Source organism: Hydrogenovibrio sp. JE_KL2 (assembly GCF_009296185.1).
GTDB lineage: Bacteria > Pseudomonadota > Gammaproteobacteria > Thiomicrospirales > Thiomicrospiraceae > Hydrogenovibrio.
Genome location: NZ_WBJR01000002.1, coordinates 58,642 through 79,356, shown reverse-complemented (window position 1 = coordinate 79,356; position 20,715 = coordinate 58,642). Strand labels below are relative to the sequence as shown.

Here is a 20,715-nt window from a genome sequence, read left to right as displayed (position 1 = left end):
ATTATTTGTATTGTGGCAGGTAGATTTACTAATAAGTACAAGAAAATAAAAGGATTTTACTTAGCCCAATCAACTAAATAGAGGCTGAACGTAATCAAGATTGCGGTGCGGTGACAGCTGTGGAGACATATAAGTCATAACGTGTGTTTGGGCTTTGGATGCTGGCAGACGATTTTTTGCCGCTTGCCAGTTGAATCGGTTCCGCTTTTGCCGGGCGCTTCACCGCTACACGTTTTTTCGCCACCGCCAAGGCCGCTTCAAGCAATCGACTCGAATCCATGTCCGGGCCAACCAATCCTTGTAGCGCCGTCATTTCTTTATTGGTAGCGGCTTTTTTCTTTTTCTCAGGATACATCGGGTCGAGGTAAATGGCATCCGCTTCTGGCCTTGTTGTCGCGATAAACTCAGCTGCATCGGCATTTACCAACTGCATTCGGCTGATGGTTGCGGTTAAGAACTCGCGTTCATCTTCATCGAAGCGTTGGGTTTTGCCCTGAGTCGTGTGAGACGCTTCCAGTTGCAGTTCAAGGTTTGCACGGTTCAAGGCGTCTTGCAGCAACGCAGCGACGATGGGTGAGCGTTCTATCATCAACACCTCACAACCCAAGGTGGCAAAGACAAATGCGTCGCCGCCCATGCCAGCAGTGGCATCAATGACTTTTGGCGTGAAGTCGGAGGCAATCCCCACAGCTCTTGCCAGCGGTTGCCCTTTACCGCCACCGAATTGGCGACGATGATTTTTCTTGCCGCCTAAGAAGTCGATGAAAACCGGCCCGGTGGTTTTGGAAAAAAGTGCCAGGTTGGGGGGTAGATGTTCATCGTCGGCATAATGCCAACCGAGCAGAAAGTCATAATCACTGATATTGCTCTGCTTTTTCAACGCCTGCTCACGCACAACGGATGGCAATTCAAGCGTTGGTGTCAGCGCCAAAAGTGCATCGTTCAATTGCGTGTTTGATTCTGTTATGAGGGCGAGGGTGGCGTTCATTTAAATGATTCGAAAATTAAGGGTTTATGATCAAAGTTCGTAATTAAGGGTTCATATTATCCGCAATTAGGTGGATAAAGTCTTCTAGATAAGGCAGTCTTTGTTCCGAGCGTCGCGTGGCGGCATAGAGCGTTGACCACAAGCCTTCTTTGCCTAGCGGTTTGGTCGGCAGGTGACTGAACTCCGGCAAGGTTTTGATAAGCCATTTGGGTAGAATGCACACGCCGCGATTCAAAGCGACGTTCTGCAACATCATCACCGTGAGTTGCGAGTGGCGGATTTCCTTCGGCTTGATATTCGCGGGGTTTAAGAAACGACGGAAAATATCCAGCTTTTGTTTGTCCACCGGATAGACAATCAATGTCTGATCCTTGAAGTCTTCCGGCAGTAACGTCCCTTTTTGGGTAAAGGCGTGTTGTGGAGAAAACACACAAACCTGTTCATAGCTGAACAAGGGGGTGAACACCCGGTCTTCTGAAGGTTCGGGGTCGGAGGTGATAACCAAATCCAATTCTTGTTTGTCCAGCTTGGCAAGCGTCAGTTCACCGCTTTGCTCCGGGCTGTTGCCGAACACATTCAAAATATCCAAATCCACGCCTTGCCATTTCTCCTGATAGTTTTGCACCAAAGGCAGTAACCAGTCGAAACAGGTGTGGCAATCGACCCCAATCAACAAACGCCCAAGGTTGCCCTGTTCCATTGCCGTCAGCACCTGCTCTGTGTGCTGGATTTTCGGTAGCACTTCTTTGGCACAAGCCAGCAGGGTTTCACCGGCAGGGGTAAAACGAATCGGGTTGGATTTTCGCTCGAACAGGTTTTGCCCCAGTTGCGATTCCAACAGTTTTATTTGATGCGATAACGCAGATTGCGTCATGTGCAACTGCTGTGCGCTGATGTTGACCGAGTGGGTTTCCGCCAGCGACAGGATGGTTTTGAGGTGTTTGATTTCTAACATAAACAATATTATGAATTATTTTCATGTTTATGTGAATTTTATTCGTTTGTTTTCATGTTTGTACCGGCTTACTATGCGAGTCGTGAGTAAAGCGTTCGCTTTCAAAAAAATTAAAGGAGACAAACATCATGGCATTACACAATCTTGGCTACCCCCGTATCGGCGATTTTCGGGAATTGAAATTTACGCTAGAAGCCTATTGGAAGGGCGAAAAAAGTTTAGCGGATCTCGAAGCGCAAGCCAGAGAAATCCGTTATCAGAATTTTCAAACGCAAATCAAAGCCGGAGTGGAGCTGATTCCCGTCAATGATTTCGCCTATTACGATCAAGTGTTGAATATGAGTACCTTATTGGGGGTGATTCCCAAGCGTTTTCGCCAAGATGCGTTTGATGTGGAAGTCGCTTTTCGCATGGCACGTGGTCGTGCGCCATCGGATGACGGGCATGGTTGTTGTGCGGGACATGGTTGTGAAACACAGTCTAAAGCCGATTACGCCGGCGCGATGAAAAAATGGTTCGATACCAACTACCATTACATTGTGCCGGAGTTGGAAGAGGACACCGAATTTGCTATTACTGACACACGCCTTTTCGATGAAGTGGCAGAGGCACTGGCCTTGAAGCAGGATGCTGCCAATATCGATTTTAAACCGGTGTTGGTCGGCCCCGTGACCTATTTGTATTTAGCGGAAAACAAAGGCACGGCTATTCCCAAACTCAGTCGTTTGCCTGCGTTGTTGGCAGTTTATGCGCAAATCTTGCAACGCTTGGCGGAGCAAGGCGTTGAGTGGGTGCAAATCGACGAACCGATTTTGGTGCTGGAGCTGGAAGCCGAGTGGCAAAACGCCTTTAAAGACGCTTATCAAACGCTGGCGCAATCTCCGGTCAAACTGTTGTTGGCAACCTATTTTGAAACCTTGGGCGACAACCTAGATTTAGTCTGTCAGCTTCCTGTTGCCGGTTTGCATTATGACGGGTTGCGTGGCGCTAAGCAGTTGGATGATGTGGTTGAGCTGTATCCGGCAGATAAAGTTTTGTCCATCGGTCTGGTGGACGGGCGTAATATTTGGAAAACCGACATCACCGATGCCATCGAACAGCTTCAAGACGCCAAAGCCAAGTTTGGCGATAACCTGTGGATAGCGCCGAGTTGTTCGCTGTTACACGTGCCGGTCAATCTCGAAGTGGAAACCAAGCTGAATCCAGAGTTGAAAAACTACCTGTCATTTGCCAAACAAAAATTGGGTGAAATCAAACTGCTGAACGATGCGTTGAATGGCAGCGAGAATGAAAAAGGTCATGAAAAAGCCTTAGCGGAAAATCGTCTGACACTAAAAGCTAAAGCCAATTCCAATCTGATTCACAATGCCGAGGTGCAAACCCGCCTTGCCAAGTTAGATGAAATCCCGCTGACGCGAGACGAACCCTATGCCTTCCGAACCAAGTTGCAAAAAGCCAGATTCGGTTTGCCCCTGTTCCCGACCACCACCATCGGTTCCTTCCCGCAAACGCAGGAAATCCGTCAGGCCAGACGTAAGTTCAAAAACGGTGAGCTGGATGAGTTGGACTATATTGAAGCCATGCAGGCGGAAATTCGCGATGTCTGCGAGCGCCAGGAACGCATCGGTATTGATGTGTTCGTACACGGTGAACCCGAGCGCAATGACATGGTCGAATACTTTGGCGAACAGTTGGATGGCTATGCCTTTACCCAGTTCGGTTGGGTGCAGTCCTATGGTTCGCGTTGCGTGAAACCGCCGATTATTTTCGGGGATGTCTCGCGTCCGTTACCGATGACGGTCAACTGGTCAACTTACGCACAAAGCCAGACCGACAAGATTATGAAAGGCATGCTGACCGGCGCGGTGACCATGTTGCAATGGTCGTTCGTGCGTAACGATCAAACCCGTGAAACCACCTGTAACCAGATTGCCCTAGCACTCAGAGATGAAGTGCTGGACTTGGAAGCCGCCGGTATTCACATGATTCAAATCGACGAAGCCGCGTTGCGTGAAGGCTTGCCATTGAAGCAATCCGATTGGGAGGATTATCTCTATTGGGCGGTCAATAGCTTCCGCCTCACGACTTCCGGGGTGCAGAACGACACGCAAATCCATACCCATATGTGCTATTCCGAGTTCAATGACATTATCGAAGCCGTGGCGAAAATGGATGCCGATGTCATCACCATCGAAACGTCCAAGTCGCAAATGAAGTTGTTGGATGCCTTCGTCGATTTCCAATATCCGAATGAAATCGGGCCGGGCGTTTACGACATCCACTCACCGAATATCCCAACGGTTGAGCAGATGGTGGATTTGATTCAAAAGGCGGCTAAGAATATTCCGGCTGAAAGACTCTGGGTGAACCCGGACTGCGGCCTCAAAACCCGCGGCTGGAAAGAAACCGAACCGGCACTCGCCAATATGGTGGAAGCTGCGAAGATTCTGAGGAAGCAATTTGAAGAAAAAATCCAAAGCGCCTAATTCATTCTAAATGCTGAAAAAACTGCCAGGTTGGGTCTGGCGGTTTTTTAGTGTTAATCGTGCAACTCAACATCTTGATCATGTCTTTTTGCATGGTACTTATAATCTTCTGATAACTCTCTTAAAACCAACGCTGTTCTTGGAAAAGTTAAGCTCATTACGTTTGCAGCTTCAGTATATTGATTAGCTAAAATCCTTTCTTGATCGCCACCGGCATATGGATGTCTAGAAGTAATGCCTCGTAAATTGTGTTTTCCATTTACAAGGCCATCTTCAATTTTCTTACTTTTGCATTTTTCTAAAACCGAGCGGACGGCTTCATGTGGCCAAAAGCCATCTTTTCCCTTAGGGCAATGAGATAAATATTCTCCAATTTGGCTGTCTCCAATATCTTTACGCCCTATTTGTTCTAATTGCTCTCTGGCAGAAGTTACCCATGTATTTAATATATTTTGATCAATGTCTTCACCACTTTGACCTGGCAAAGTAGTAATCATATTGAGGAGATTCCAAGCATTTTCTGCACGAATCTGCATCTGTTCTGTTGTTAACGTTTCAGGGGAATCTTCTTTGCCATCTTTTCTTTTGTACATCCAAGAAATGAGCTGAGCGAAGAAACTGGGGTCATCTGCGACAGCTTTGATTAAAGTTTTAGGCAATTGTTCTTGATATTCAAATAATTTTAAAAAGTTCCATTCAATTTGCACCATCGTTTCATCTGGTATTTCTCCTGAATGCTGTAAGAATTCAATACACTTAAGAATATCATAATGTATTCTTTGTAAACCTACTTGCTCCATATCTGCTGGATTAGAGATTGCCTTTTTCAAAATATCGGCAACCAAGCTAGGGTTGATTTGAGTTAGGTGTTCTTTTTTGTATAAAGCTGCTGCCATCACATCAATCGCTGCAAAGGGGCGATCATACTTAAAAAACTTTTCTACTATTCGCAACCGAGTGATGATTGAATCGGCTGAAAAATATCGATCAAGGCTCATCCAAAAATATTTTTGAGTTTCTGTTGGCTGTGCATCTACTACGGTTAACGTTTTTTCATTTATCGGAAAACTTAGCAAAAATTCAGCCTTAGTTTGGGTTGCCCAGTCTTTGTTTTCTACGAGAAGTTGTTTTGCTCTATCAAATTCATTATGTGCTAGAGGTGTAAGGAAGCCTTTTGAAAAAGCCTTTTTTTTGCCAGATTCATTTATCCAATTAAAAGCTAGTGATTCTAGGGAATTGGATATGGGTGAAAAGTAGGCGGTATTACCAATGATGTCAGGATAACTAACATTCTCTATAAAGTGAATAATTCCATCAGAACCATGCTCCTTGGTAATTTGTTCAACGACATCGATTCGTTTTTTTGAAAGTAGTTCTTCTCTCTGATAATGGTCAAATTCTTTTTTATTTAAAGGTTCAATCAGGTTAGGGTGATAATCCCTAAAAAGGAATGAGTTACTTTTCATTGCATCAGGAAAGTTAAATTTATTGTAAATATCTTCCAATCTTTTAAGTAAAGCTTCTTCCCAAGACCAATCTGTATCTGGAAATTCTCGGTGATGTGAAATTGTATTTCTTAGTGAATCTAAAATTTTAATTCTCTGATCATCGTTTAGGTGGCTATCGTCTAAACTTAAGAATTTAGCTAAGATTGCCTCTATTTGTTTTTCTGTATAGGAATCGAAGCTTTTAATTAAATCAATGATTCTATTTTCTAAATCGTTATCGACTTCATTCAAAAGTAAATCCACAATTGCTTTTGTATAGTTCATGTAGGCAACATTGGTTGTTGTTGAATCAACACTTAATGCCCAATCTCGATATTTTGGTTTGTGGACACCCGAAGTCATACCGGGAAATGTATTAATTAGCTTCAACATTAATTTCCATGCAATATCTGGAAAATTAGGAATTAAAACATGCTGTAAAATTTTGAGTCTTTCATCGTGAGTTGCCGAAACGTTATTAATCCAGCCTAGAAAAACATCAACCAACGAACTAAAAGGTCTTTTGCCCCACCGACCCCCAGGATCAATTTCAGATAGACGAGCCAAACAAGAACATGTTTGGGTTAGGTACAGTTTATTCCAAGAAATGCTCTCCAGTCCCCACAAAATATTACTGTGATAACATACTCCACTAAAGGTATCTTCACCTTCGGCTTCAAATATTTTCAACATTGGAGAAGCTGATCCTTGACTTGAAGCATCAATTGCATCTAGAAACTCTTTTGGGGCTGCTTCCGCAAATGAGAGAGTACAAGAGTCTAAAGAAAACCAGAAACGAACATGATTATTTTCTTCATACAAAGTACGTAACCAGTAGCTAATGTTTGACTGAACAGAAATACCGCCTAAATGGTTTGAATAGTCGTCGCCAAAGTTAGCTAGTAGAGCCAGAGTGTCTGCTATACCGCTTTTTAATGCACCTGAGTATTTTGGAACGGTTCCATGAATATTAGCGAAAAATCGTTCATCAGGACTTAGGTCATACGCAGGATCAAAGTCAGTAAAAATCAAAGGGATAACATCTTTTAAGCGATCTAAGTATGTTTTAGAGAGCCTTGGGAAAATTAAAAACCATAAATCTAATTTAGAAATAACTTGCCAAACATCTCTAATATATCTGACCGGAGGATCCGGTTCTTTGGATAGTGCAGTAAGCTGTTTTTGTAATTGTTCATACGGTAAGTCTGATAATTTTTCTAGAATTTGCTTATCATTTTCGTTACTTTCAATCCATTCGGATGAAAATAACACTGTAAAGAGTACTTCGGGATCATACTTATCTAACCATACCGGGTAAATTACATCTCTTGGCTTGAGCCAATCATGCCTAAGTATTGGCTCAAGGTATCCTTTTGTATCTTGATATAGAGTATTAGCTTCGGAATCATTAAAACCTAGTGTTTTAATTGCTTCCTCACGAACAAGTCGTGGCTGACGTTCTAATGTTAAGGACGGAGATTTTGCATATTGGTCATCAATGATGATTACTAGATGATTCTTTGCTGTCGCAGCGCCAATGTTGGTTGGTTGAAAGCCATATGGCACTAAAATAAGTGGTTGGTCATTTTCTAACATAAAGTCCCAGCTTTCTTGGGATTTTATAAATAGTGCTCTTGAACCAAATATTTCGTTTGTCTGAATTACTGCTAAGACAAATCCATATGCTTCAGCTTTAGACGTTGAAAGAATTCTAAAAACACCTGAACCTTTTGTAAGGAAGTTACTGAGTTCTGAAATTTCATTTTCACGATTATGTTTAAAGAAGCTAGTAGTTAAAGGTTTTTCAGTAATGTTGCTATATTCTTCCCAAGCCTGATCTATATCTTTAACAGTTGGTTCTCTTTTGCCTAAAATTTGAGCGAACCACCGATGCACAGCGGGACAGTATTCTAGCCATTCAGCAAGGGTACTTGCATTGATTCCTTTGACATCCTTCCATATTTGGTCGGATTTTTTTTCGGAAACCCACTTGTCTCTGGTTGTCCATAAACGAGAGGTTACAAAAACAAAAGAAGTTTCTTCAGGAGAAAAAGGTTCTGGTTTATCTGAGCGTTTTTTGTAGTCTTTATCTGCTTTGTTTTTAACACTGTTGTTAGTGCCAAATTCCCAACCAGATTTTCCTTCAGGAACAAATTTAGTGCCTTCTTTTACGTTAAGAACCCCATCCCAACCGCCAACAGCAATACTATCGCCAGATGGAAAATCGATTTCTTCAGGGGTTACAGACGCGAGTATGAGTTTTTTAATCAAAAGGGGGAGCATTTCTTCGGCAAGACGCTTATTTGTAGCAGTCCAGTTTTTTATATCATTTGCTGTTATGTTCCATCCGCTCATGATTGCCTCACTAGTAATTTTGATAAAAAATATGTGTGTTTAAGAAAATAATTCTATTTATTATTAAAGCGGTAGGCTAAAAAAGAAAGAACAAAAACCAAAGGAATCATGTATTTCAAATCTCATGATTTCTTCCATACAAAATCCATTTCAAAATCATTATGATAAAACTCTATCTTCCTTCGCTTAGGGGTGCGTGATGTCAAAGCTGGTTTTATTGCGGCACGGGGAGTCCGTGTGGAATCTGAAGAATATCTTTACTGGTTGGGTGGATGTGCCTTTGTCGCAAAACGGCATCAACATTAATGAGTAAAATCTGCCAGGTTGGGGTCAGGCATTATCATAGGTCACTAAGAAAATGCCTTTGGCAAGAGAGCCGCTTTTGCTTTCGAACCGATGGGGAATGGCGGCATTGAATGTCGCCATTCTGCCGGCTTTTAGCGTGATGTTTTCCGTGGCATGGTAAATTGTGAGTTGTCCAGATTCCAGCCAAAGATATTTGGTTGAACCCGGAATGTTAGCGCCAAAGTCCGTTTTGCCGTAATCGGTGAAATGGAAGCTGTAAAAATCCGTTGGAACCTTACCGGCTTGATGGGTCAGATGATGGCATACAAACGGGTGGTTGGGTTTGCTGACGATATTATTTTCATTTGGCTGGAAGACTTTAATACGAGATTGGTTTTCTGGCGGTTCAACTAATTCGCCTAGTCGAATATTCATGGCATTCGCCAGTTTTGACAGCACGTTAATCGTGGGGCAGGCTTGCCCGCTTTCTATTTGTGCAATCATCGAGCGACTTACTTGAGAACGCTCCGATAAACTTTGTAAAGTTTCCTGGTTTGCGAGTCGATATTGTTTGATAAACGCACTGATGTGGGCGAAGTCATTCATTGCATTTCCACTATATTGGAATAATTTCACTATAGTATATTTTGTATTTCCTGACATCGCTATAGTGCAATGGCTGAAAACAGCAATTTCATTTAAGGAGAGCATGATGGAAATGAAAGTATTGGCAATTACAGGTGGGTATTCCGGCATTGGTTTGGCGACAACCAGTTTGTTTATTGAGCGTGGCTATAAAGTTGCGGTGATGGGGCGATCTGAGCAAGGACTGGATAGTCTGAAAGAAAAGTATGGTGATCAAGTCTTAATCTTTCAAGGAGATGTGACGAAGTTAGCAGATATAGAGATGTTCTATCAATTTTGCATCGAAAAGTGGGGGCGACTGGATGTGGTTGTGGCAAACGCAGGCATTGCAGAAGCGCAAAATGTTGAGGCGGTGACAGAAGCCAGTTTTGACAAGAGCTTTAATGTGAATGTTAAAGGCGTTTTTTTTACGGTGCAAAAGGCAATACCATTTTTAAAGATAGGAGCTTCGATTATTCTCATTTCTTCGATTCAGGCGCAAAAAGGCGCTGGCGTTTGGTCTGTATATGGCGCTACTAAAGCCGCTGTCAGGTCTCTTGGACGTTCGTTTGCTGAACAATTGAGTCCACAGGGAATTCGGGTGAATGTTCTGTCCCCCGGAGTTACGCAAACACCGATTTTCGACAAATTTGGTTTTGAAGAAGGTGTTTTGTCAAATATTTTGCAGCAGGTTACGGCTGCAACACCGTTGCGTCGAATTGGTTCGCCAAATGAGATTGCAAATGCGATATTATTTTTGGCTTCAGATGAGGCTTCTTTTGTTTCGGGTGCGGATTTTCAGGTAGATGGTGGGCTAGCGCAAATATAAACGCGGTATCCATTTTCACGACTAACTTCATGCAAACACACTTTAAAACTATTGAGTAAAATCTGCCAGGTTGGGTATCTGGCAGTTTACTTGGCTCGTCAAGGTTTACATTTCTAAATCACTAAGACTTGGGTGATCGTCTGGTCTGCGTCCTAGAGGCCAAAAGAATTTTCTTTCAGCTTCGTCAATTTTCATGTCATTAATGCTAGCGAATCGTCTTTGCATTAAGCCTTGAGGGTTGAATTCCCAGGTTTCAATTCCGTAAGAGCGAAACCATTGCTCTGTTTGATCGTGCCATTCATACGCAAAACGAACGGCAATACGGTTTTCACGAAATCCCCAGATTTCCTTTATGAGTCGGTAGTCGAGTTCCTTTTCCCATTTTTGTTTTAGGAAGCCTTTTACTTCTGCTCGACCACGAGGAAACACTGTTCGGTTTCGCCAAACTGTATCCTCGGTATAAACCAATGCGACTTTTTCAGGGTCGCGAGTATTCCAGGCATCTTCTGCCATGCGAACTTTTTGTATCGCAGTTTCCATGGTGAATGGTGGTGTCGGTGCTTTAATTTCCATATTGTTCCCCTATTTTTTAAGTATGTAGACAAGTCTGTCTACTTAAAAGTGTAACCAAAGTAGACAGACTTGTCTATAATGCATGCCATGAAAACAAAAAATGATATGCCCCCTGCAAAAGTTTCTGATGCCAAAACCCGCATCTTGCTGACAGCACACGATTTGTTTTACCAAAACGGCATTCGAGCCACTGGTGTGGATAAACTAATTAAAGAATCGGGAGTGACTAAAGTGACTTTTTACCGACACTATCCTAGTAAAAATGATTTGATTCTGGCGTTTTTACATTATCGTCATGATAAATGGATGGCTTGGTTCTCACAGGCATTAGAGCAGAAGAATAATCAAATAGAACGGTTGACCGATGTTCTTTCGGAGTGGTTTTCAGATAGTGACTATCGGGGATGTGCTTTTATTAACAGTGTTGGTGAAATTGGCAGTGAATTACCGGAAGTGTCAAAAATTTCACTGAAGCATAAAGAAGATATGACAAATCTAATTGCGGCATCATTGTTGAAATCTGGACAGCCTGAAATACTATCCGAGGCGATTTCTCTCGCTATAGATGGCGCAATTACGCGCGTTCAAAGTGGGCAACCAGTTAAAAAAGTGCTAGAGACTTTGCAGTTAATCCTAGAAAAACTTTTGAAGTAACTTGCCTAGATTTCCGAAAAGTTTACGATGGTATCTGATCATTTTTAGAAAAATGACTCTTAAATCTTACGATTTACTTCATAAAAAAGGCGCATAAAAACCATTATGATAAAACTCTATCTTCCTTTGTTTAGAGGTGCGTGATGTCAAAGCTGGTTTTATTGCGACACGGGGAATCCGTGTGGAATCTAAAGAATATCTTTACCGGTTGGGTGGATGTGCCTTTGTCGCAAAACGGCATCAAGGAAGCGGAAGCCGCAGGCCAGAAAATCGCGGATATCGAATTTGATGTGGTGTTCAGTTCCATGCAGATTCGCGCGATGGAAACCGCGATGATTGCCTTAGTGCAATCGCACAGCGAGAAAACGCCGGTGGTGTTGCATGATGACCCGGAGATGAAGGATAAAACCGGCATTTACAGCGAAGAAACGCTGGCGAATATCTTACCGATTTATCACAACTGGCATTTGAACGAGCGCTATTACGGTGAACTGCAAGGGCGAAACAAGGCACAAGTGGCGGAAGAGTTTGGGGATGAGCAGGTGCATATCTGGCGCAGAAGTTATGATGTGCCGCCGCCGAATGGCGAGAGTTTAAAAGACACGTCGGAACGTACCATTCCCTTCTTTGTGGAGAGTGTGATGCCTTTGCTGACGGCGGGCAAAAACGTGCTGGTATCGGCGCATGGCAATAGCTTACGCTCAATCGTGATGTTGATTGAGAACCTATCGAAAGATCAGGTGCTCGAGTTGGAGATTCCTACCGGTACGCCATTGCTGTATGAGTGGGCGGACAACAAATTGCACAAAAAGGCGTTGGCTTAAAACGGCAAGAATGAGCATCGGAATAATCGCTAAAATCTACCAGGTTGGGGTAAGAGTATAAACATCACTTGAACGGCAACCACTTCACCGAAGAGTTTGGAAAAACGCTGAGGGTCGAAAAAATCATCGCGGATAAATAAGGAATCATCTGCACCAGCAGCACCATACACCACACCAAGGTTTCCACCGAGCGGAAGCCGACATACCAACTGATTCCGACTAATTTCACTCATGATGGCAAAAGGGTCATTGAATCCGAGCGGATTTCAAAATGAAAACAAACAGTCGTTAAAATGCATCGGTTTTGAGAGGAAATACCAAACCTGGAGAATTAAGCTTCACCCCGCTCGTTGCGCCATCTCAGTTTTATATATATGAAAAGCACTTTTATTTTAGACGGATACACGGGCAAATGTAACGTTAATTCGATCTTTGCAAAATGATGAGTGCGTCACCTTAATCACGCTGAATTAAGGTGACGTTTTTGGTTAGAAAATCATGGATCGTTTTTCAGTTCTTTGTGTGTTTTATAGATTTCACTGACACCGTCAAGCAGGCAGCAAATGTCTATGTCCAGAACGCATGCGATTCTGGCGAGATGCTCAATATTGAAGTGTTTACCGTTTAAACAGATTTCTGCAGTTGAAATTACGCCGACAGAATCATGCCCAAGTTCATGGGCGAGTGCGACTTGAGAAAGTCCCTTTTCTTGTCTGTGTCGTTTGACATTCTGTCCAATTTTTAAGTGAACATTGCGAATCCATTCTTGTTTTTCGTTATTGATTTTCTGGTTCATAGAGTGCTCACAACAAAACTACCTATAGCTAGGTATGTTTATGCTAGAATGATTTTTCGTCGCCTACCTATAGGTAGTTTTAGGGAAAACTAATGGAATTAATGGAAAGTATTTAGTTTCTTCTATAGGGTGATAAAGTGTTTTTCGGACGTAAAGGAGTACGGAAGAGAGCATTTTTTGAAACATTTAGAAAGTTACCTGTTCGGATGTTCTGAATCTTGAAACGGCGATTCAATAAGCATGTTTGATTGCACGAAACCTGAAAAATACTCATGATGAGGATTAACAGAAATGGCTCAAAAAGAGAGCAAGAGTCTAGTTGCATGTGATTTTTTGGCAAAGAAGTCGTTTAAGGGGCTTAGGTTCTATCATGTTTTGTTTGAATCTTGTCAAACCCCAGTTGTTCTTCTAAATCCAAACGGAAAGATCATTTGCATCAATACGCCGGCTTATGAGTTTTTAAGCCTGGCGGAAAGTGTTATGGATCGTCATTTCCATGAGTTACTATCGGCCGATAGTATGGAAATCTTTATTAATTTCTTGAAAACAATTGAGGCTTCCATTGATGACCAGGTGGTGCATCAAAACCATGTCTTCGAGCTTCATGACGGTAGATTTTTTACGCTGAACAGTCAGTTGCTGAAACCAGAGCTTTCAGGTAAGCCTTATTGTCTAGTATATCTCAACCGAATTTCTGAAGGGGCAGCCACCATTCATTCTTTATATCTGGCAAACGCTCTGATCGACCAGATTGCAGATGGCATTCTGGTGATGGATGGGCAAGGCAAAATCATTAAGTCAAACAAAGCATTTACAGACACTACGGGCTATGAGCAAATGGACGTGCTCAATCAACGGCCCACCCTATTCCGTTCCGGCGTTCACGATGAAGACTTTTATAGCAACCTGTGGAAAAGCTTGGATGAGACCGGTAGCTGGCGAGGCGAGATATGGAACCGACGAAAAGACGGGTCCATTTATCCCGGCTGGTTACAGGCTTCAAAGGTTTTGGACAAGCTTTCCGGTAAGCCATTTTATGTGAGTGTGTTGACCGACATGAGTGAACGCAAAGCCGATGAAAAACGGCTGGATAGACTGGCTTACTATGATTCACTGACTGGTTTGGCAAATCGAGTCCTGCTCAACAGCTTCGTTGAAAACAGTATTGCCGGGACTCAAAAAAATGATAGTGGGAAAATCGCTATTTTGTTCATCGACCTGGATAAGTTCAAGGCGATAAATGACCACTTCGGTCATAGCGAAGGCGATTGGATACTTAGAGAAGCTTCCAAAAGAATTGCTTTCTATACCAAAGAATCCGACTTGGCCTGCCGGTTTGGTGGGGATGAATTTGTGGTGGTGATGACCAATGTCACCCGGGAAAGAAGCATAGAAGAAACTGCGGAAAACTTGGTTCGCAGGCTGTCTAAACCCTATGTTCGCGGCAAGCATATCCATCGTTTGACGGCATCTATCGGTGTTGCTTTTTACCCAGAGCATGGTGGCAATGTAGAGGAGTTGTTGCGCCGAGCAGATTCCGCCATGTGTCGAGCCAAAACCCAAGGGCGAAACAGTTATCAGTTTTTTGAAGAGAAAGACGAGCAAGAACTGATTGAAATGAACAAGATCGCGCATTTGATATGGCAGGCGATAGAAATGCCGAAAAACCATATCGAAATGCATTATCAGCCAATATTCTACAAGGACAGCTTCCATTCACCAGTGGAATATGAAGCCTTGATTCGTCTCAAGAACGAAGAGGGTGAGTTGGTTTATCCGCAGCACTTTATCGAGTACTCCGAGCAGAATGGCTTGATTTCACAATTAGGCTTCGCGTTGTTTAAAAAAGTCTGTGACGATCTTGGGACAAAGGAGTTGGATAGCAGTATCAAGGTTGGCATCAATCTGTCTCCGGTGCAGTTGGACAACCCAAAACTGGTTGAGAAGCTCTGTGCGATTGCGCATCAAAAATCAGTCCCTATTTCTCGCTTCAATTTTGAAGTCACAGAAACCGCTATCATGCACAACCTGAGTGCCACCATTGCGGTTTTGGAGCAATTGCGGGAAAAGGGCTGCCATATTTTGCTGGATGATTTTGGAACTGGCTATGCCTCGCTGGCAATACTGAAAAGCTTGCCGGTGGATATTGTCAAAATCGACCGTGCCTTTGTCAACGACATAGAAACCTCAAGCGAAACACAAGAGATGGTAAAAGCCATGATTGCCATGTCGAAAGCCATGAATCTGAAAGTGTTGATTGAAGGTGTCGAGACCGAAGCGCAAAAGCGTTGGCTTCAGAATAAAGAAGTGGATCTGTACCAAGGCTATCTGCTTGGGCGACCTGCGCAATTTGCTTGAGAGGGCTGACGCGTTCTTAAAATCTGCCAGGTTGGGTACGCGTGATAAAAAGATGCGCTTCAACGAGGCTGAATTGAAGCGCATAAATTCTAAGCTAGAAGAGTTTATTGATTAGCTTATGCATTATTTTGGGGAAATGTCTGCGCCCTTCATACGGTTCAGAGTGTTGTCCTTATCGATGAAGTGGTGCTTCAACGCACCGGCAATATGCAGTGCAACCGCCCCAATCAAAATATCCCCCGCCAAACTGTGAACCACTTTACCTGCTTGAGCCAAAGGGGCATTCAACGGAATCATTTTAGTCGGGTCGTCAGGGTTTGGGTTGGGTGCGACCAGTTCTAAGCCGAAGAACGGAATACCGTAACCGCCCAGACCAGACATCATCATCCCGGAAATAGGCATCAGGATAGTGCCGATAATCAACAACCAATGCACAATTTTCGATAGAGTGATTTCAACCGGCGTGTATTGTCTGACTGGCTCCAACCAGCCGTTTTTCATACGGTTGACAATACGCCAAACCACAAATACTACAATCAACACCCCAAAAGACTTGTGCCAGGAGTATAAAAAGAAACTCTTGGTCTCGTGCATATACACACCGACTGCCAAGAGAGCGATCATAAAGGTGGCGACCACCCAGTGAAGAAAAATAGTTTGTTTGCTGAGCTTGCTATAGGTATCCACGTTTGACTCCTTAGGTTTGAAACTGGGATGACTGCGCGTATTTTCGCGTTTTAGTTCTTAGGATTTTAGCAAGACACTTTTGCGTTTTTGTTTATATTTAGAGAATTCATTGTTGTCGAATCAGCAAGAATGCTTTTCTTGAGTTAGACATATACGTCTTCTCACTTGCAAAATCTGCCAGGTTGGGTAGGGCACCTTACCATGCATTAAAAGCTTTGTGCTTGCGCGTCTGCTCCCCAAAGATATTGGATTTGCTGTTGGAAAAGCGCCATGTCGCCATTGCTGAAAAACTCGGTGGTACCTGTTGCGGTTCGTGCCGACAAAAGGGCTTCATTCCTCAAGCGTCTGGCAACTTCTTTGGCAACCGCCAGTTCGGTGCTGATGACGGAAACTTTTTCGCCCGCTACCTTTTCAATCACGGGCGCCAAGTGCGCAAAGTGCGTGCAACCGAGGATAATGGTGTCAGCGCCTTTGTTGATAAGCGGATGCACATATTCTTCCACCGCTTGCGTGGCGGCTTCATCATTTAGTTGCAGCGCTTCGACCAAGCGCACCAGCTTGGGCGAGGGCTGGATTTCCATATGGGCATTGCCCGCCACGCGTTTTGCCAGCGCATCAAACGCATGGCTGGTGAGGGTTTTTTCGGTTGCCAATACGCCAATCACGCCCGTTTTGGTGTGAATGGCGGCAGGTTTGACGCCCGGTTCCACGCCGATAAACGGCAGGTCGTATCTTTCACGCAGGGTTTTGATGCTAACCATGGTCGCGGTGTTGCAGGCGACGACGATGGCTTTGACATCTTGGGAAATCAGAAAATCCACCACCGCTAAAGAGCGTTGCAAAATGGTGTCTTCAGTCTTTTCGCCATAGGGCGCGTAAGCCGTGTCCGCGACATAAAGGATGTTTTCGTTCGGGAGTAATTCTCGGATTTTTTGGGCAATCGGCAAGCCGCCAATGCCGGAATCAAATACGCCAATAGGTCTGGAATCAGTCATATTTTTATTTATTAGTATCGAATGTCTCTATTTTAATCGTCATGGCGCACACGTTGCCGAAGATTTTTAATTTGACCGCGTTGTTTTTTCTCATCCACTCGTTTAAGGCGTGCGCTTTTGCTTGGTCGAGTCGGTATGCGTGTTTTGGGTCGCACTGCAGACTCTTCTAATATAGCCTGTAATCGTTGTAGTGCCTCTTCTTTGTTTGCGGCTTGCGTACGGTGAGATTGAGCCTTGATGATAATCACGCCATCTTTGGTAATGCGTCGGTCGGATTTTCTCAGCAAACGCAGCTTGAAGTCTTCCGGCAAAGACGAAGCCTTAATGTCGAAACGCAGATGAATCGCAGTTTCCACCTTATTGACATTTTGTCCACCAGCACCCTGCGCGCGCATGGCATGCCATGTGATTTCGGATTCTGGAATGATTTGTCCGGTGGAAAGTCTTAACATCATGATGTGTCTTGTTTAGGTTTGTTTCCGTTCTCTTTTTCTGTCGTGAGAACGCCTGAATAGTAGGCAAAAATATTGGATAAATTAATGATCTAAATCATATCACTTTCAGCCCCTTGGGGCTAAGATAGTGCCAAATAAAGCACCATAATGCTAAGGGGAAGAAGGCTATGTTTAAGTGGAAAATGATTGCGCTTATCGGAGTGCTGTTTTGCATGGCTACTCAAGCCAGTGAAGCCGCAATACAACAACAGAATGGGTTTGAGATTCAAAAGGTCAGCGACAATGTGTATGCGCTTGTCGGCGACATGACACAACGTAGTCCGCAAAACCTGGGTAACAATGCAACCTATGGTGTTGTCATTTTGAAAACAGGTGTTTTGTTGGTTGACTCGGGGGGGTCTTATCTAGGTGCTAAAGCGATTGCCAAAACAATTCAAGGCTTGACGAACAAGCCTGTGAAATGGGTAGTGAATACCGGAAGTCAGGATCATCGTTGGTTAGGGAATAGTTATTTTAAGAAAATGGGCGCGGTAATTTATACCAGCGCACGTGCGGAAACAGACCAGAAATCTGGATGCAATCAGCAATTTTCTATGATGGAAGGCTTTATTGGCAAAAAGGGGATTGAAGGTACTCAATGTGTTTATGCTGATCATACCTTCAAAAAACATCTTGCGTTAAAGCTGGATGGCGTCAAATTCGAGCTTTATCATGAAGGAACGGCGCATACCTTTGGAAACAGTTTTGTATGGATGCCTTCTCAAAAGATCGCTTTTGTCGGAGACATGGTTTTTAATGACCGTGCATTGGGCATACAGTACACCAAAGACGTGAACGGTTGGATTGCTACCTTTAACGCCATGGCTGCGTTCAAACCGAAAATGGTTGTGCCAGGTCACGGACATGCGGGAGATTTGGCTTTGGCAAAACGTGACACCTATGATTATTTGGTGTTTTTGCGAGATAAGGTACGCCAACTTGTTGCCAATGACGAAGATATGATAGCTGCGGGTAAAATCGACCAAAGCCGATTCAACTATTTAAAGCAGTTGGACAGTATCGGTGCAAAAAACGCCATGTGGATTTTTGAAACCCTTCAGTTTGAGTGATTTAGCAAGTCGTCTGTCTAGACGTTTTAGGGCACCTTGTTCTTGTGTGATCGCAGTTTTCCGGCTGCAATCACCAAACCGATAAAAATCAGCGCCAGCCCCAAAAAGCCGGAGGTGGTGATCTGCTCGCCAAGGAAAATGACCGACAGCACCAAACCAAAAGCCGGTATCAAATGGATAAACGGGCTGGAGCGGTTGGCACCGATTAATTCCACCGCCTTATTCCAAAACAAATATGCGAGGATAGAGGCAAAAACCGCTACATAAGCCACGATGAGCACCAAGTTCATATCAACATGAACCGGGCGGTTTTGCACAAAGGTTTCCATCAGATAAAAAGGCAACAGTCCGACGACACCGATAATCACCGTCATCGCAAAAAAGCCACTGCCACCAATGCCCGCCGGCTTGTTGTGGAGTAACACAGAATAGAGCGCCCAACTGATAACTCCGCCCAACACCCAAAGTACACCGGGGTCGCTCTCCAAATCGGTCAGGTTGGAGAGGTCGCCATGAGTCAGTACCAACAACACCCCCGCAGCGGAAACAATCAACCCCAGAACCTGAAAAATTTTAAGTCCATGTCCCAGCAGGATGGCTGACAACAGCATGATGAACACCGGTCCTGCCGACAGCAACAATAATGCATTGACCGCAGTAGTAGTCTGCAAGCCGATATACACCAGAGTGTTAAACGCGCCGACACTGAATACGCCATAAAAAATCATCAGTCCGGGATGCTGGCGCATCAACGGCCATTGCTGTTTCAGGTCTTTCCACGCCCAAGGGATAATGAAAACCGCCACTGCTGCCCAGCGCCAAAACGCCAATCCAATCGGCGGTACACTCGCATGCACCGCACGCGCCAGCACGAAATTACCCGCCCAGAACAAGGTGGTGAGTATCAGTAAAAGATAGGCTAAACGATTATTTTGCGTGGTGGTTTGCATGGGGTGATCCAGAATAGTTTATGTGGGGATTTTAAAGACTCAATTATAAGAGCTAAATCTTGGGTTAAGGGAAAATTTAGCCTTTGAGATCGTTACCATTATTAGTGCTGACGAGGCGCCGATATTGGTTTGGTGTGATGCGAACGATCTGTTTAAATTCGCGGGTCATGTGTGCCTGATCGGAAAACCCATGCGCCAAAGCCAGTTCGGACAGTTCTACATTCGGTTGGCGTTTCAGGTTGGTTTGTACTCGGCGGATGCGTGCAATGCGCTGGTAATGTTTGGGTGTGATGCCGAGTAGTTTACGAAAGCGTCTTTCCTGCTGGCGTTGACTGATAGTCATTTGAGATTGGGCGTCTTCTGATAATCTCGCAGTTTGTGTTAAATCCAAACCCTCCAACCAACGATACAGGCGAATGATGCGGGAAAAGTGATTTGGACTTTTCGCCAAGGCGTGGTGCAGAGCTTTGAGTTCAGTATTTAAGTCACTTTCCTGCAAGCCAAGCGGCTGGTCATATAGCTCGCCGAAAATACCGAAACCCACACCGGGATAAAATCTCACGCCTGCCAACTGAGTACCCGGTTGCCAAGTTTTGGCGTGAGATCGGGTTTCAACCGGCGACAGAATCACTTTTTCCGTAAACAGCGCCCCATCCATAACAATGTTTTCAGTCAGATTGAAAAGAATACTGCTACAGGCATCTGCCGGTAGCCATTGTGTTTGAGGTGATGCACTTTCGGCAGGCACGGAAAAAGACCAGATGCCTTGCACAAAAGGCGACAGCTTTCCTTGAGGTTGAAACAACCTCAAAGAAAAGCTTTTTGATGGAAGGTTATTTTTTGCTGGGCTGATAGCGTCCAACCTCCGGTTTAAACACTTTCACGATGCGATTCCAACTGTTGATCGCATTGATGGCGATAGTTAAATCTACCAGACTTTGTTCGCCAAAGCTATCCAGTGCCTGTTGGTAACGCTCGTCGGAAATCGGTTGACCCGATGACACCAATTCCGCCCAATCCAAGGCCGCCTTCTCACGTGCCGAGTAGAGCGGCATATCGCGCCACGCACTCAAGCCATAAATGCGCTCTGCGGTTTCACCAAGCAGCAACGTATCTTTGCTGTGCATGTCAATGCAAAAAGCACATTGGTTGATTTGCGAGACTCTCAGCTTTACCAGCTCCCAAGTGATGACCGGAACCGTTTCGCTTTGTTTGAACTGCTGGCGTAGGTACGCCTCTTGTTGATGCAGGATTTCAATCGCTTTTGGAGAAATAGCTGCGTAGTTGATGCGATTAGTCATAGTG

General features: G+C 44.2%; 20 protein-coding genes. 7 read left to right on the top strand and 13 right to left on the bottom strand.

Annotation, left to right across the window (positions count from 1 at the left end; genetic code table 11):
- Positions 1–94: 94 nt before the first annotated feature.
- Together F8R13_RS04695 and F8R13_RS04690 are read right to left on the bottom strand one after the other, a co-directional pair.
- Positions 95–988: a class I SAM-dependent methyltransferase gene (locus tag F8R13_RS04695; RefSeq protein ID WP_152832183.1), complete on the bottom strand. Its 894-nt coding sequence runs from the start codon at positions 986–988 to the stop codon at positions 95–97.
- Positions 989–1,031: 43 nt separating this feature from the next.
- Entirely contained in the window at positions 1,032–1,943 is a 912-nt protein-coding gene (locus F8R13_RS04690; RefSeq protein WP_152832182.1) for a LysR family transcriptional regulator, read from the bottom strand.
- 128 nt (positions 1,944–2,071) lie between these two features.
- On the opposite strand from F8R13_RS04690, the gene metE reads away from it, so the two are divergent.
- Positions 2,072–4,429, top strand: coding sequence for a 5-methyltetrahydropteroyltriglutamate--homocysteine S-methyltransferase (metE, locus tag F8R13_RS04685; protein ID WP_152832181.1), 2,358 nt, complete (start codon positions 2,072–2,074; stop codon positions 4,427–4,429).
- 53 nt (positions 4,430–4,482) lie between these two features.
- Here the strand turns inward: metE and F8R13_RS04680 are convergent, their stop codons facing one another.
- A complete protein-coding gene (locus F8R13_RS04680; protein ID WP_152832180.1) occupies positions 4,483–8,271 on the bottom strand; it encodes a hypothetical protein in 3,789 nt (1,262 codons plus the stop codon).
- Between the two features lie 199 nt (positions 8,272–8,470).
- On the opposite strand from F8R13_RS04680, the gene F8R13_RS04675 reads away from it, so the two are divergent.
- Positions 8,471–8,584, top strand: coding sequence for a histidine phosphatase family protein (locus F8R13_RS04675; protein WP_216642596.1), 114 nt, complete (start codon positions 8,471–8,473; stop codon positions 8,582–8,584).
- 17 nt (positions 8,585–8,601) lie between these two features.
- Here the strand turns inward: F8R13_RS04675 and F8R13_RS04670 are convergent, their stop codons facing one another.
- Complete coding sequence (locus F8R13_RS04670; RefSeq protein ID WP_216642595.1) at positions 8,602–9,162, bottom strand: helix-turn-helix domain-containing protein; 561 nt, start codon at positions 9,160–9,162, stop codon at positions 8,602–8,604.
- Positions 9,163–9,226: 64 nt separating this feature from the next.
- Here F8R13_RS04670 and F8R13_RS04665 point away from each other — a divergent pair, with 64 nt between their 5' ends.
- A complete protein-coding gene (locus F8R13_RS04665) occupies positions 9,227–10,009 on the top strand; it encodes an SDR family oxidoreductase (RefSeq protein ID WP_216642594.1) in 783 nt (260 codons plus the stop codon).
- A gap of 105 nt (positions 10,010–10,114) precedes the next feature.
- On the opposite strand, the gene F8R13_RS04660 is transcribed toward F8R13_RS04665, so the two are convergent.
- Positions 10,115–10,582: a nuclear transport factor 2 family protein gene (locus F8R13_RS04660; RefSeq protein ID WP_152832178.1), complete on the bottom strand. Its 468-nt coding sequence runs from the start codon at positions 10,580–10,582 to the stop codon at positions 10,115–10,117.
- An 87-nt stretch (positions 10,583–10,669) separates the two neighbouring features.
- Here F8R13_RS04660 and F8R13_RS04655 point away from each other — a divergent pair, with 87 nt between their 5' ends.
- The gene (locus tag F8R13_RS04655; RefSeq protein WP_216642593.1) at positions 10,670–11,236 is read left to right on the top strand and encodes a TetR/AcrR family transcriptional regulator; all 567 of its coding nucleotides are present in this window, start codon (positions 10,670–10,672) and stop codon (positions 11,234–11,236) included.
- A 143-nt stretch (positions 11,237–11,379) separates the two neighbouring features.
- A complete protein-coding gene (locus F8R13_RS04650) occupies positions 11,380–12,060 on the top strand; it encodes a 2,3-bisphosphoglycerate-dependent phosphoglycerate mutase (RefSeq protein WP_152832177.1) in 681 nt (226 codons plus the stop codon).
- Positions 12,061–12,089: 29 nt separating this feature from the next.
- Here F8R13_RS04650 and F8R13_RS04645 read toward each other — a convergent pair whose 3' ends face one another.
- The gene (locus F8R13_RS04645; RefSeq protein WP_152832176.1) at positions 12,090–12,293 is read right to left on the bottom strand and encodes a hypothetical protein; all 204 of its coding nucleotides are present in this window, start codon (positions 12,291–12,293) and stop codon (positions 12,090–12,092) included.
- A 263-nt stretch (positions 12,294–12,556) separates the two neighbouring features.
- On the bottom strand, positions 12,557–12,856 hold the full coding sequence (locus F8R13_RS04640; RefSeq protein ID WP_216642592.1) for a helix-turn-helix domain-containing protein: 300 nt from the start codon (positions 12,854–12,856) through the stop codon (positions 12,557–12,559).
- A gap of 480 nt (positions 12,857–13,336) precedes the next feature.
- On the opposite strand from F8R13_RS04640, the gene F8R13_RS04635 reads away from it, so the two are divergent.
- The gene (locus F8R13_RS04635; RefSeq protein ID WP_216642591.1) at positions 13,337–15,214 is read left to right on the top strand and encodes a bifunctional diguanylate cyclase/phosphodiesterase; all 1,878 of its coding nucleotides are present in this window, start codon (positions 13,337–13,339) and stop codon (positions 15,212–15,214) included.
- Between the two features lie 123 nt (positions 15,215–15,337).
- Here F8R13_RS04635 and F8R13_RS04630 read toward each other — a convergent pair whose 3' ends face one another.
- From F8R13_RS04630 to arfB, 3 genes are all read right to left on the bottom strand, one after another.
- Complete coding sequence (locus F8R13_RS04630) at positions 15,338–15,901, bottom strand: cytochrome b (protein WP_371414902.1); 564 nt, start codon at positions 15,899–15,901, stop codon at positions 15,338–15,340.
- 206 nt (positions 15,902–16,107) lie between these two features.
- A complete protein-coding gene (gene murI, locus F8R13_RS04625; protein WP_152832174.1) occupies positions 16,108–16,896 on the bottom strand; it encodes a glutamate racemase in 789 nt (262 codons plus the stop codon).
- Positions 16,897–16,928: 32 nt separating this feature from the next.
- Positions 16,929–17,348, bottom strand: coding sequence for an alternative ribosome rescue aminoacyl-tRNA hydrolase ArfB (gene arfB / locus F8R13_RS04620; protein WP_152832619.1), 420 nt, complete (start codon positions 17,346–17,348; stop codon positions 16,929–16,931).
- Positions 17,349–17,518: 170 nt separating this feature from the next.
- On the opposite strand from arfB, the gene F8R13_RS04615 reads away from it, so the two are divergent.
- Complete coding sequence (locus tag F8R13_RS04615; protein WP_152832173.1) at positions 17,519–18,460, top strand: MBL fold metallo-hydrolase; 942 nt, start codon at positions 17,519–17,521, stop codon at positions 18,458–18,460.
- 26 nt (positions 18,461–18,486) lie between these two features.
- Here the strand turns inward: F8R13_RS04615 and F8R13_RS04610 are convergent, their stop codons facing one another.
- The 3 genes from F8R13_RS04610 to F8R13_RS04600 all read right to left on the bottom strand — a co-directional run bounded on the left by F8R13_RS04610 (position 18,487) and on the right by F8R13_RS04600 (position 20,711).
- On the bottom strand, positions 18,487–19,410 hold the full coding sequence (locus F8R13_RS04610) for a DMT family transporter (RefSeq protein WP_152832172.1): 924 nt from the start codon (positions 19,408–19,410) through the stop codon (positions 18,487–18,489).
- A gap of 76 nt (positions 19,411–19,486) precedes the next feature.
- Positions 19,487–20,215 (bottom strand): helix-turn-helix domain-containing protein, encoded by a 729-nt coding sequence (locus tag F8R13_RS11810; RefSeq protein ID WP_371414901.1) that lies wholly within the window; start codon positions 20,213–20,215, stop codon positions 19,487–19,489.
- A 28-nt stretch (positions 20,216–20,243) separates the two neighbouring features.
- Positions 20,244–20,711: a carboxymuconolactone decarboxylase family protein gene (locus F8R13_RS04600; RefSeq protein WP_152832170.1), complete on the bottom strand. Its 468-nt coding sequence runs from the start codon at positions 20,709–20,711 to the stop codon at positions 20,244–20,246.
- Between the last annotated feature and the right edge of the window lie 4 nt (positions 20,712–20,715).

Bases quoted from the DNA above. Each gene is read 5' to 3' on its own strand.
- F8R13_RS04695 (WP_152832183.1), bottom strand. From the start codon at position 988: ATGAACGCCACCCTCGCCCTCATAACAGAATCAAACACGCAATTGAAC.
- F8R13_RS04690 (WP_152832182.1), bottom strand. From the start codon at position 1,943: ATGTTAGAAATCAAACACCTCAAAACCATCCTGTCGCTGGCGGAAACC.
- metE (WP_152832181.1), top strand. From the start codon at position 2,072: ATGGCATTACACAATCTTGGCTACCCCCGTATCGGCGATTTTCGGGAA.
- F8R13_RS04680 (WP_152832180.1), bottom strand. From the start codon at position 8,271: ATGAGCGGATGGAACATAACAGCAAATGATATAAAAAACTGGACTGCT.
- F8R13_RS04675 (WP_216642596.1), top strand. From the start codon at position 8,471: ATGTCAAAGCTGGTTTTATTGCGGCACGGGGAGTCCGTGTGGAATCTG.
- F8R13_RS04670 (WP_216642595.1), bottom strand. From the start codon at position 9,162: ATGAATGACTTCGCCCACATCAGTGCGTTTATCAAACAATATCGACTC.
- F8R13_RS04660 (WP_152832178.1), bottom strand. From the start codon at position 10,582: ATGGAAATTAAAGCACCGACACCACCATTCACCATGGAAACTGCGATA.
- F8R13_RS04655 (WP_216642593.1), top strand. From the start codon at position 10,670: ATGAAAACAAAAAATGATATGCCCCCTGCAAAAGTTTCTGATGCCAAA.
- F8R13_RS04650 (WP_152832177.1), top strand. From the start codon at position 11,380: ATGTCAAAGCTGGTTTTATTGCGACACGGGGAATCCGTGTGGAATCTA.
- F8R13_RS04645 (WP_152832176.1), bottom strand. From the start codon at position 12,293: ATGAGTGAAATTAGTCGGAATCAGTTGGTATGTCGGCTTCCGCTCGGT.
- F8R13_RS04640 (WP_216642592.1), bottom strand. From the start codon at position 12,856: ATGAACCAGAAAATCAATAACGAAAAACAAGAATGGATTCGCAATGTT.
- F8R13_RS04635 (WP_216642591.1), top strand. From the start codon at position 13,337: ATGGATCGTCATTTCCATGAGTTACTATCGGCCGATAGTATGGAAATC.
- murI (WP_152832174.1), bottom strand. From the start codon at position 16,896: ATGACTGATTCCAGACCTATTGGCGTATTTGATTCCGGCATTGGCGGC.
- arfB (WP_152832619.1), bottom strand. From the start codon at position 17,348: ATGTTAAGACTTTCCACCGGACAAATCATTCCAGAATCCGAAATCACA.
- F8R13_RS04615 (WP_152832173.1), top strand. From the start codon at position 17,519: ATGTTTAAGTGGAAAATGATTGCGCTTATCGGAGTGCTGTTTTGCATG.
- F8R13_RS04610 (WP_152832172.1), bottom strand. From the start codon at position 19,410: ATGCAAACCACCACGCAAAATAATCGTTTAGCCTATCTTTTACTGATA.
- F8R13_RS04600 (WP_152832170.1), bottom strand. From the start codon at position 20,711: ATGACTAATCGCATCAACTACGCAGCTATTTCTCCAAAAGCGATTGAA.